We start from the raw sequence: 11,050 nt of genomic DNA on the forward strand, positions 1-11,050 counted from the left end.
AGCACCTGGCAGGGTGGGACGATGTCCTCCGCCACCGCGCCCTCCCGGAAGCGCCGTCGCTGGCCCGTCGTCCTCGTCGTCCTGGTGCTCGTGCTCGCCGCGCTGGTGGTCGTCGCCGAGTTCGTCCCGGGTGCGTTCTCGTCGCCCGCGTCGGTGGGGTGTCACCGGCTGGTCGCCGAGGGGCGCGCGCAGATCGTCGTCGGCCCGGACGATCCCGTCGACGCCGTCGTCGGTCCGTGCGGTCGGTCCGTCCGAGGTCGCTCGACACGTCGGGGCGGTGCGCTCCGGAGCGACGAGCCGCTCGGCGGTGGGCGGCAGGACCCCGAGGTGGTCCGGGTGGTGGACGCGCTCGGGCGGCGGGCGCTCGGCGAGCAGGAGATCGCCGTCCGGTCGGGCATGTCGATCGGAGCGGTGGCGGACGCCCTCGCGCTGGCCGAGCTGCAGGGGCTCGTCCGGCACACCGGCGGCGGGTGGGCCAGGTCGTGACGACGGTGGGCGCTTACCCTTGGGGCCGTGGCGGAGCAGACGGACGCGCGACTCGTGGCGGCGGTGGAGTCGTTCCTCGACCACGTCCGCAGTGCCCGTGGCCTCAGCGAGCAGACCGTCCGCGCGTACGCGAACGACCTCGACCAGCTGGTGGAGTTCGCCGCGCAGCGGGGGATCGGCACCACCACCGGCCTCGGGCTCGAGGCGCTCCGGGACTGGCTCTGGGACGCCGACCAGCGCGGACTGGCGCGGTCGACGATCGCGCGCCGGTCGTCCTCGGTCCGTGCCTTCACCCGGTGGGCGAGCGAGACCGGTGTGCTCGACACCGACCCGGCCGCTCGGCTCCGCGCGCCGAAGGGCTCCGCACACCTGCCCCGCGTCGTGTCGACGGACCAGGTCCGGTCGGTGCTCGACGGACTCACCGACCGTGCCGGGACGGACGACCCCGGTGCACTCCGGGACCTGGCGGTCGTCGAACTGCTCTACGCCGCGGCGATCCGGGTGAGCGAGCTCGTCGGCATCGACGTCGAGGACGTCGACCGTTCCCGACTGACCGTCCGCGTGCTCGGCAAGGGCGGGAAGGAGCGCGTGGTGCCGTTCGGCCTACCTGCCAAGGACGCGCTCGACGCATGGCTCGAACGGGGACGCCCGGTCCTGGCTGCCCGGGCTGCGGCGCAGACGCCGGACCGGTCTCCGGGTCAGGTGCGGGCGCGTCGCTCCGGGGGTGATGCACTGTTCCTCGGCGACCGGGGCGGCCGGCTGGGGGTCCGGAGCGTGTACCGGGTCGTCGCGCGCGCCCTCGAGGACCTGCCCGGTGCCGGACCGAGCGGGCCACACACGTTCCGGCACACGGCGGCCACGCACCTGCTCGACGGGGGAGCGGACCTCCGGGCCGTGCAGGAGCTCCTCGGGCACGCGAGCCTCGGCACGACGCAGATCTACACGCACGTGTCGTCCGCACGCCTCCGCGAGGTCTACCGGACGGCGCACCCCCGCGCCTGACCCCGGACGCGAGGCGAGACCCGGCGAGGCGAGACCCGGCGAGGCGAGCGAGGCCGGCACGCAGGGCGGTCGGGCGGGTGTCCCGATGCCGTCCCTCCGCACCGCCTCGCGGCCTCCGTCACTGCAGCCCGGCCACGCCGACTCCGGGAGCAGCACGGGCCAGGCCGCCGGTGACAGGAACCGCAGCGGATCGACGTAGTGACCGTCGACCCGGGCACCGAGGTGCACGCACGGATCGGTGGCCGGGCAGTGCCCGACCGTGACGACACCGACCACCGTCCCCTGCTGGACGGCGTCACCCGGCGCCACCGAGGGGTCGACGGAGTCGAGCGTGCTCACGAGGCCCTCCCCGTGGTCGATCGTCACGACGGCCCTGCCGGCGACCTGGCCGGCGAACGACACCGTGCCGTCCGCCACGGCCACAGCGGAGGCCCCGAGGGGGGACGCCAGGTCGATGCCGCGGTGTCCGGCCGAGTAGTCGTCCGCGGGCGCCTCGAACGGTCGGACGACCTCGCGCGTGCCCGTCGGCCAGACCCACGGCGGCGGGGCCTCGGCCTCGCCCGCCACGATCGTCGCAGTCGACCGGCCTGCCTCGTCGGAGGTCGCCGGACGCCCCGGCAGACGCGGGCCCACGAGCGCGACCACGAGCGCGACCGCGAGGATGAGGAACCCGAACGGCCGCTCGGGTCGGGGGAGGAGGAACGGTGACCGTCTCATGTGACGAGGGTCGTCGAGCCGGACCGGCCCATCGGCGGCGGCGAGCCGACCTGGGGACGGTGCCCGCTGCCTCCAGGCCTGTGCAGGGGCGGCGGCGGAGCAGCGCGCCAGGTGCCGGCTGCGACACGACGCGCGTCGATCGACGCGCGCAACGTCGGAGAACCCGCGCGATCCACGACGACCCCAGAACGCGTGCGACCCCGCACGACCCACCGCCCGCCGCGCCCCGCCGCACCTCGATGTGCCCCACGAGCCGCCAGCGAGTACAGTCGGGGCCGCTCCGGAACACGCAACGCCGCTCGGACGGCGAACCAGCCGACCGCCGGGGCACCGTGCGCCACCCAGCACGGCGGCAAGAACCTGGAGCACCGTGTCGAACACGTCCACCCAGCACGGCGAGGACCGTGCGTTCAAGGGGAAGGTCACCCTGTTCGCCATCGCGGCGGCAGTCGGCGGCTTCCTCTTCGGATTCGACTCCTCCGTCATCAACGGAGCCGTCGACGCGATCAAGGGCGAGTTCGGCCTGTCCGAGGCCGCGAGCGGCTTCGCGGTCGCCTCCGCGCTCATCGGCTGCGCGTTCGGCGCCTACTTCGCCGGCCGCCTGGCCGACCGCTGGGGCCGCACCCGCGTCATGTTCTGGGCAGCGGTGCTGTTCTTCGTCAGCTCGATCGGCTCGGCGTTCGCGTTCGCGACCTGGGACCTGGTCGTCTGGCGTCTCGTCGGCGGCCTCGGCATCGGGACCGCGTCGGTCATCGCCCCCGCGTACATCTCCGAGGTGTCCCCGAAGGCGATCCGTGGCCGTCTGGCGTCCTTCCAGCAGCTCGCCATCACGCTCGGCATCTTCGCCGCGCTGCTCTCCGACCAGATCTTCGCGGTGACCGCCGGCGGTGCGTCGGAGCAGGTCCTCGGCCTCGCCGCCTGGCGCTGGATGTTCCTCGTCGGTGTCGTGCCGTCCGTCGTCTACGGCGTGCTCGCGATCACGCTGCCGGAGTCCCCGCGCTTCCTGCTCTCGAAGGGCCGTGCCGACGACGCCCGCGAGGTCATGGGCAAGATCGTCCCGCGTGACACCGTGAACACGAGCCTGGAGGAGATCCAGGACGGCATCAAGAAGGAAGCCAACGAGAAGAAGGGCTCCATCCGGGGCAACCGCTTCGGCCTGCAGCCCATCGTGTGGGTCGGCATCATCCTCGCCGTGCTGCAGCAGTTCGTCGGCATCAACGTGATCTTCTACTACTCGACGACCCTCTGGCAGGCGGTCGGGTTCAAGGAGGAGCAGTCGTTCCTCATCTCGACGATCACGTCCGTCGTGAACGTTGCCGTCACCTTCATCGCGATCTTCACGGTCGACAAGCTCGGTCGGAAGCCGCTGCTCATCGCCGGTTCCTCCGGGATGTTCGTATCGCTCACGATGGTCGCGATCGCCTTCTCCCAGGCCACGATCGTCGACGGTGAGCCGAAGCTGCCGGGCGCCTGGGGCCTCATCGCGCTCGTCTTCGCCAACCTCTTCGTCGTGTCGTTCGGCGCGACCTGGGGTCCGCTCATGTGGGTGCTGCTCGGCGAGATGTTCCCGAACCGCATCCGCGCGACCGCGCTGGGCGTCGGCTCGGCGGCCAACTGGATCGCGAACTTCCTCGTCACGATCTCCTTCCCGGTGCTGTCCGGCTTCAACCTGACGGTCACCTACGGCATCTACGCGCTGTTCGCCCTGCTGTCCCTGTTCTTCGTCATCGCGAAGATCCCCGAGACGAAGGGCCGCTCCCTCGAGGAGATGGGCATCTCGGCCGAGGGCGACACGGTCTCGGCGAAGTAGCGTCCACCGGCGTCACCACCTGACGGGAGGCGCGGTGCGGGTCGGTCCCGCACCGCGCCTCCCGTGCGTCCACGGTCCGCATCCCATCCCGCGTCGGGCAGGTCACCGGGACCTGCTAGCATTGCCACCGCAGCGCGCTCCAGCGCGCTGACTTCGCGCGTCCACAGTGCTTGCAACGACACCGCTCGTCCAACGGCACGTCCCGCGGCCACCGGTCCCGCTCTCGCGAGCGGGCGGCCGTGCGGACAGGGCGCCAGGGGCCACGACCACCGGTCGTGACCGACACAACCGCAACCGTGCGCACGGCCTGACAGGCGTGCGCCGAGAACAAGGAGGGACGGCATGGCCGTCGTCACCATCCGCCAGCTGCTCGACAGCGGCGTCCACTTCGGACACCAGACCCGTCGGTGGAACCCGAAGGTGAAGCGCTTCATCCTCGCCGAGCGCTCGGGCATCCACATCATCGACCTGCAGCAGTCGCTGGCCTACATCGACCGCGCGTACGACTTCGTCAAGGAGACGGTCGCGCACGGTGGCACGATCCTCTTCGTGGGCACCAAGAAGCAGGCGCAGGGCTCCATCGCCGAGCAGGCGACCCGCGTCGGCCAGCCGTACGTCAACCAGCGTTGGCTCGGCGGTCTGCTCACGAACTTCCAGACGGTCTCCAAGCGCCTCGCGCGCATGAAGGAGCTCGAGGAGATCGACTTCGACGACACGACGAAGGGCTTCACCAAGAAGGAGCTCCTCATCAAGAAGCGCGAGCTGGACAAGCTCCACAAGACCCTCGGTGGTATCCGCAACCTCACGCGGACCCCGAGCGCGCTCTGGGTCGTCGACACCAAGAAGGAGCACCTCGCGATCGACGAGGCGCAGAAGCTCGGGATCCCGGTCATCGGCATCCTCGACACCAACTGCGACCCCGACGAGATCACGTACCCGATCCCGGGCAACGACGACGCGATCCGCTCCGTCGGTCTCCTGACCCGCATCGTCGCCGACGCCGCGGCCGAGGGCCTGAAGACCCGCCACAACGGTGGCGACGAGGAGACCGCCGAGCCGCTGGCCGAGTGGGAGCAGGAGCTCCTCTCCGGTGAGCAGGGCGGCGAGCAGGCTGCTCCGGCAGCCGAGGCCGCTCCCGCAGCCGAGACCCCCGTCGAGGAGAACGACGCCGACGCGCAGGTCGCCGCGAAGGAGATCGGCGAGCCGATCGCCGACGAGGCCAAGAACGCCGAAGCCACCTCGGCCGAGTAGTCACCGGGGGCGTCGGGCCGGTCGGCTCGGCGCCCCTTCCTTCTCTCCCCACAACCACAGTCCAGAAAGGACTCCAGTCAATGGCCAACTACAGCCTTGCTGACGTGAAGAAGCTCCGTGAGGACCTCGGGGCCGGCATGATGGACGCGAAGAACGCGCTCGTCGAGGCCGACGGCGACTACGACAAGGCCGTCGAGCTGCTCCGCATCAAGGGCGCGAAGGCCGTCGCCAAGCGCGACGACCGCGCGACCTCCGAGGGTGTCGTCGTCGCGACGACCGAGGGTGGCGCCGCCACCGTCGTCGAGCTCGCGAGCGAGACCGACTTCGTCGCGAAGAACGAGAAGTTCACCACCCTCGCCGACAAGGTCGTCGCCGCGGTCGCCGCCGCCGGTGCGTCCGACGTCGAGGCCGGCAACGCCGCGCCGCTCGACGGCAAGACGGTCGCCGAGACGATCGACGAGGCCGCCGCCGCGCTGGGCGAGAAGCTCGCGCTGCGCACGGTCGTCCGTGTCGAGGGCGACGCCTTCGAGGTCTACCTGCACAAGACCAGCCAGGACCTGCCGCCGCAGATCGCCGTCGTCATCGCCTACGCGGGCTCCGACGCCGCCGAGGCGCGCTCGATCGCCCAGCACGTCGCGTTCGCGAACCCGACGTACCTGACCCGCGACGAGATCCCGGCCGAGGCGATCGAGAAGGAGCGCGCGACCGTCGAGGCGATCACGCGCGAGGAGGGCAAGCCGGAGGCCGCCCTGCCGAAGATCGTCGAGGGTCGCCTCAACGCGTACCGCAAGCAGGTCGCGCTCCTCGAGCAGGACTACGCCAAGGACAACAAGCTGTCCGTCGCGAAGGCCGCGGAGAACGCCGGTCTGACGATCCAGGGCTTCGCCCGCGTCAAGGTCGGCGCGTAACGAACCCGTGACGGGGCTCGGAACCACATCGGTTCCGGGCCCCGTTTTCTGCGCGCTGCGACACGCGCGGACCCGGCCTGGAGGCACGGCCTCCTCCGCCGGACCGGCTCCGGCCGGGTAGATTCCCACGAGACATTCGACGAAGGGTGCGCCACATGACGAACGAGAAGACCGGACGCCGCCGGGTCCTGCTGAAGCTGTCGGGGGAGGCGTTCGGGGCCGGGTCCCTCGGGGTGAACCCGGACGTCATCAGCACCATCGCCAAGGAGATCGCGCAGGCCGCGCAGGACGTCGAGGTGGCCATCGTGGTCGGCGGCGGCAACTTCTTCCGCGGCGCCGAGCTCTCGCAGCGCGGCATGGACCGCGGGCGTGCCGACTACATGGGCATGCTCGGGACCGTGATGAACGCGCTCGCGCTCCAGGACTTCCTCGAGCAGGCCGGTGCGGCGACGCGGGTGCAGTCGGCGATCAGCATGACGCAGGTCGCCGAGCCGTACATCCCGCGGCGCGCCGAGCGGCACCTCGAGAAGGGGCGCATCGTCATCTTCGGCGCCGGTGCGGGCCTGCCGTACTTCTCGACCGACACCGTCGCAGCGCAGCGGGCGCTCGAGATCGACGCGCACGAGGTCCTGGTCGCCAAGAACGGTGTCGACGGCGTGTACACCGCCGACCCGAAGAAGGACGCCACGGCCGAGAAGCTGCACCACGTCACGTACCAGGACGCCCTGCTGCAGGGTCTCAAGGTCGTCGACGCCACCGCGTTCTCGCTCTGCATGGACAACGGCATGCCGATGCACGTGTTCGGCATGGAGGGCGAGGGCAACGTCGCGGCCGCGATCCGCGGGGAGCGGATCGGCACGGTCGTCAGCAACTGACCCGCACGCTGACTAGACTCGACGCAGTACCGAAGGAGAACCACCGTGATCAGTGATGTCCTGACCGAAGCCACCGAGAAGATGGCGAAGGCCGTCGACGTCGCCAAGGACGACTTCGCGACCGTCCGTACCGGACGCATCAACGCCGCCCTCTTCCAGAAGATCCCGGTCGACTACTACGGGACGCCGACGCCGCTCGCGCAGCTCGCGTCGCTCCAGACGCCCGAGGCCCGCACGCTCATCGTCACGCCGTACGACAAGTCGGCGCTCAAGGAGATCGAGCGCGCCATCGCGACGTTCCCGAACCTCGGCGCCAGCCCGTCGAACGACGGCGAGATCGTCCGTGTGACGATCCCCGAGCTCACGCAGGACCGCCGCAAGGAGTTCGTGAAGCTCGTCCGCGGCAAGGGCGAGGACCACAAGGTCGTCATCCGCAACATCCGTCGCCGCGCGAAGGACGACCTCGACGCCCTGAAGGGGGAGATCTCCGACGACGAGATCGCCCGCGGTGACAAGGACCTCGAGACCCTGACGAAGAAGCACGTCGACCAGATCGACGACGCGCTGAAGAAGAAGGAAGCCGAACTCCTCGAGGTCTGATGCGTCTCCCCGAGCCGGGCGGCGACCGCCCCACAGAACCGCGCCCGCCGGAACCGGTCCCGACTGCGAAGAAGGGGCTCCGACAGGACTTCGACGCCCGTGCCCGTGCGGCGCGCGCCGACTTCGAAGCGCAGCTCAAGCAGCGCAAGGCGGAGTTCGGCGCGCGCAACGAGGCCCTGACCGCCCGGACCGGTCGGAACCTGCCGGCCGCGATCGCGATCGCCCTGGCGTTCGCGGTCGTGATGCTCGGTTCGCTGCTCATCTGGAAGCCGGCCTTCATGGTCGTCGCGGCGTTCCTGCTCGGTGTCGGGGTGTACGAGCTCGCGAGTGCGATGCGCTTCGCGGGACGCGACGTTCCCCGCGTGCCCAGTGTCCTGACGGCGGTCGGCATGGTCCCGGCGGCGTTCCTCGGCGGACAGGTCGCGGCACTGTTCGCCATCATCGGCGGCATCGTCCTCATCGCGGTGTGGCGGCTCGTCGAGGTCGGACTCACACGTGAGAAGCCGCCGGCCGGGCACGTCGCCCGTGACCTGACCAACGGACTCTTCGTCCAGGCGTACATCACCCTGCTCGGCGCCTGCATCGTGCTGCTCTCGGCGCAGCCCCGCGGCGAGCTGTGGGTGATCGCGTTCATCCTCGTGGTGGTCGCCGTGGACACCGGGGCGTACGCCACCGGTCTGAACCTCGGCAAGCACCCGATGGCGCCGCGGATCAGCCCGAAGAAGACCTGGGAGGGCTTCGCCGGGTCCGTCGCGGCGAGCATCCTGGTCGGCATCGTCGTGACGTGGCTCATGCTCGGGCTGCCCTGGTGGACCGGCATCGTCCTCGGCGTGCTCATCTCGGGCTCGGCGACGCTCGGTGACCTGACCGAGTCGATGATCAAGCGGGACCTGGGCATCAAGGACATCTCGTCCTTCCTGCCCGGGCACGGCGGGCTCCTCGACCGCATCGACAGCATCCTGCCGTCGGCTGCCGTGGCCTACGTGCTGTACCTGATCGTCAACCACTGACCTGAACGGCCGACGACCCGGCGGGCCGCGCGTCCAGGCAGCGTCATGGTCCGGTGCTGGCAGAATGTCGCCGTGGCCACGACCTTCCCCTCCGCAGACCGCAAGTCCCTCGGGTACGACGTCGACGAGGTCGACCGGTTCCTCGAGGACGCCCGTCGTGCCTACACCGCGGGCGACACCGCACCGGGCATCGAGGCTGCGAAGATCCGCGCGACCGCGTTCTCGATGCGCAAGGGCGGGTACTCCACGGCGCACGTCGACGCGGCGCTCGAGCGGCTCGAGGACGCGTTCGCCGCACGGGAGCGGGAGCGCGAGATCGCCGACGTCGGCCAGAAGGCCTGGTACGCCGAGGCCCGCGCCAAGGCCTCCGACGTGGTCGCGCGGCTCGAACGCCCGGCAGGGCAGCGCTTTGCCCGCACCAGCCCGCTCGGCACCGGGTACCATCCGAAGGACGTCGACGCCTTCGCGGAGCGGCTCGCCGGCTACTTCCGTGACGGCAAGCCCCTGAGCCTCACCGAGGTCCGGTCGGTGGTGTTCCGTCCGAAGCACGGCGGCTACCGCGAAGCACAGGTGGACGCCCTTCTCGACGCCGTCGTCGAGGTCATGCTCGCCGTCCGCTGACGACGCGCGGGTCACGGGTGCTTCTCATCTCGTGACCGTTCCGTTATCCTGGTCCCACTCATGGGCAGGCACACGGCAGACTCCAGCTCCGACCGCGGTACCCGCGAGCACCTCGACCCTTCGGTCGTCGGTGAGCGCCGCGCGGCACGCGACCGACTCCGCACGACGGGGCACTCGGTCCTCCACGCGACCCCGCGGGTCGAGACGGCCTCGCTGCCGTCGGCTGCGCTGGGCGCACCCGTCACGGGCCAGACCCCCGTGGCGACGGCCGCGGCACCGACGACCGGTCCGGTCCTCGTGCGTGGCCCGATCGCGCCGACCGGTGTCGCCGACCCGCGTATCGTGCAGCGCCGCCGTGCGGTCGCCGCACCGGCGAAGCCGAAGGCCGCCCGCACCCTCAACTCCTTCATGCGCCGGCGCGCGACGATCCCCACGCTCTCCTTCTTTGCCGTGTTCGGCTTCGTGGGTGGCTCCCTCTTCAACCCGATGCAGCCCGACGTGGCCCAGGCCGCCGTCGTGGCACCGGTGCTCGTGAAGGCGCCGGTCGAGCCGCAGCAGTTCACGGCGCACGGCACCTACGCCGCGTTCGACGTGACGCGCGACGGCTACGGGGTCACGCTGCCGAAACCCAAGGTCGTGGAGCAGCCGGCCGAGACCACCGACGACCAGCCCGGCTCCGCAGCGAAGAGCTCGGCCGTCACACCGTCGAACACCCTCGCCGCGACGGCCGCGACGCCGAACCCCGGCAGCGCGCAGGCCATCGCGCAGCAGATGGTCGCCGCTCGTGGGTGGGGCAGCGACCAGTTCAACTGCCTCGTGTCGCTGTGGAACAAGGAGTCGGGCTGGCGCGTGAACGCGTACAACCCGAGCGGTGCGTACGGCATCCCGCAGGCGCTGCCGGGCAGCAAGATGGCCACGGCGGGCGCGGACTGGCAGACGAACCCCGCGACGCAGATCACCTGGGGTCTCAACTACATCTCCGGTGTCTACGGCACCCCGTGTGGCGCCTGGGGCCACAGCGTCTCCCACAACTGGTACTGATCGGCAGTTCCGGGGTGCCGCGCAGCAACCGGCCGCGGCGCCCTCGCGGCCGTGGTCCCGAGCCGACCGAGGACGAGACCGGCCTCGACCGTCTCATGAGCACGTGGAAGCGGACCGAGGTCCGTCGTGGTCGCACGTACACCGTGCAACCGGTGTCCGCAGCATCCGCGCAGAAGGAGTACGTCTGCCCGGGCTGCGGCCTCGCCGTGCTGCCGGGTGTGGCGCACGTGGTGGTCTGGCGCGCGGACGGTGTGCTCGGGGACGAGGCCGACCTGGCATCGCGCCGTCACTGGCACCACCACTGCTGGAGCATCGCATGAGCACCGAGATCCGCTCGAACACCGAGCTGCCCGCCCGCCGTACCGACATCGAGCTGGTGACGGACGACCACCTCACCCTCGTCGGTGAGCTCGCAGAGCCGCTCGACCGGCCGGCGCGGGGCACGCTCGTGACGCTCCACCCGCTCCCGACCGCGCACGGCTTCATGGACTCCCACGTGCTCAAGAAGGCCGCGGCACACTGGTACCACCCCTCATGGAGCCTCCCAGCAGCCCCGGGTCCCGCTCGACCACCTAGCGGCCCGCCCGCCGTACCGACATCGGGCTGGTGACGGACGACCACCTCACCCTCGTCGGTGAGCTCGCAGAGCCGCTCGACCGGCCGGCGCGGGGCACGCTCGTGACGCTCCACCCGCTCCCGACCGCGCACGGCTTCATGGACTCCCACGTG

The 11,050-nt window shown here is 71.0% G+C and carries 10 protein-coding genes and 4 pseudogenes; 13 read left to right on the forward strand and 1 reads right to left on the reverse strand.

The genetic code is table 11. The features are described 5' to 3' along the window. Together D8M35_RS13210 and D8M35_RS13215 are read left to right on the forward strand one after the other, a co-directional pair. Nucleotides 1-486: pseudogene (locus tag D8M35_RS13210) on the forward strand (hypothetical protein); the annotation flags it as partial. A 27-nt stretch (nucleotides 487-513) separates the two neighbouring features. Further along, nucleotides 514-1,488: a tyrosine recombinase XerC gene (locus D8M35_RS13215; RefSeq protein ID WP_126892275.1), complete on the forward strand. Its 975-nt coding sequence runs from the start codon at nucleotides 514-516 to the stop codon at nucleotides 1,486-1,488. A 198-nt stretch (nucleotides 1,489-1,686) separates the two neighbouring features. On the opposite strand, the pseudogene D8M35_RS17305 reads toward D8M35_RS13215, so the two are convergent. Next, nucleotides 1,687-2,691, reverse strand: a pseudogene (locus D8M35_RS17305) (peptidoglycan DD-metalloendopeptidase family protein); the annotation flags it as partial. Here D8M35_RS17305 and D8M35_RS13225 point away from each other — a divergent pair. The 11 genes and pseudogenes from D8M35_RS13225 to D8M35_RS13275 form a co-directional block, all read left to right on the forward strand. Further along, on the forward strand, nucleotides 2,576-4,015 hold the full coding sequence (locus D8M35_RS13225; RefSeq protein ID WP_126892276.1) for a sugar porter family MFS transporter: 1,440 nt from the start codon (nucleotides 2,576-2,578) through the stop codon (nucleotides 4,013-4,015). The pseudogene D8M35_RS17305 and the gene D8M35_RS13225 overlap by 116 nt on opposite strands. A 342-nt stretch (nucleotides 4,016-4,357) precedes the next feature. After that, nucleotides 4,358-5,266, forward strand: a complete 909-nt coding sequence (gene rpsB / locus D8M35_RS13230) for a 30S ribosomal protein S2 (protein ID WP_126892277.1) — start codon at nucleotides 4,358-4,360, stop codon at nucleotides 5,264-5,266. A gap of 80 nt (nucleotides 5,267-5,346) precedes the next feature. Then, nucleotides 5,347-6,174: a translation elongation factor Ts gene (gene tsf, locus D8M35_RS13235; RefSeq protein WP_066654809.1), complete on the forward strand. Its 828-nt coding sequence runs from the start codon at nucleotides 5,347-5,349 to the stop codon at nucleotides 6,172-6,174. 155 nt (nucleotides 6,175-6,329) lie between these two features. Then, nucleotides 6,330-7,049, forward strand: coding sequence for a UMP kinase (gene pyrH / locus D8M35_RS13240; RefSeq protein WP_058729969.1), 720 nt, complete (start codon nucleotides 6,330-6,332; stop codon nucleotides 7,047-7,049). Between the two features lie 45 nt (nucleotides 7,050-7,094). Next, a complete protein-coding gene (gene frr / locus D8M35_RS13245; protein ID WP_058750599.1) occupies nucleotides 7,095-7,649 on the forward strand; it encodes a ribosome recycling factor in 555 nt (184 codons plus the stop codon). Then, a complete protein-coding gene (locus D8M35_RS13250; RefSeq protein WP_126892278.1) occupies nucleotides 7,649-8,659 on the forward strand; it encodes a phosphatidate cytidylyltransferase in 1,011 nt (336 codons plus the stop codon). Before frr ends, D8M35_RS13250 begins: the two co-directional genes overlap by 1 nt. Nucleotides 8,660-8,731: 72 nt before the next feature. Next, nucleotides 8,732-9,280, forward strand: coding sequence for a DivIVA domain-containing protein (locus tag D8M35_RS13255; RefSeq protein ID WP_174234750.1), 549 nt, complete (start codon nucleotides 8,732-8,734; stop codon nucleotides 9,278-9,280). Between the two features lie 60 nt (nucleotides 9,281-9,340). Beyond that, a complete protein-coding gene (locus D8M35_RS17110) occupies nucleotides 9,341-10,321 on the forward strand; it encodes a lytic transglycosylase domain-containing protein (protein WP_238638229.1) in 981 nt (326 codons plus the stop codon). Between the two features lie 95 nt (nucleotides 10,322-10,416). Continuing rightward, nucleotides 10,417-10,641, forward strand: coding sequence for a hypothetical protein (locus D8M35_RS13265; protein WP_126892280.1), 225 nt, complete (start codon nucleotides 10,417-10,419; stop codon nucleotides 10,639-10,641). After that, nucleotides 10,638-10,835 (forward strand): annotated as a pseudogene (locus tag D8M35_RS13270) (alpha/beta hydrolase); the annotation flags it as partial. The gene D8M35_RS13265 and the pseudogene D8M35_RS13270, both read left to right, overlap by 4 nt. 83 nt (nucleotides 10,836-10,918) lie before the next feature. Next, nucleotides 10,919-11,050, forward strand: a pseudogene (locus D8M35_RS13275) (alpha/beta hydrolase); the annotation flags it as partial.

This window comes from Curtobacterium sp. HSID17257, assembly GCF_003989515.1.
In the GTDB taxonomy this organism is placed as follows: domain Bacteria; phylum Actinomycetota; class Actinomycetes; order Actinomycetales; family Microbacteriaceae; genus Curtobacterium.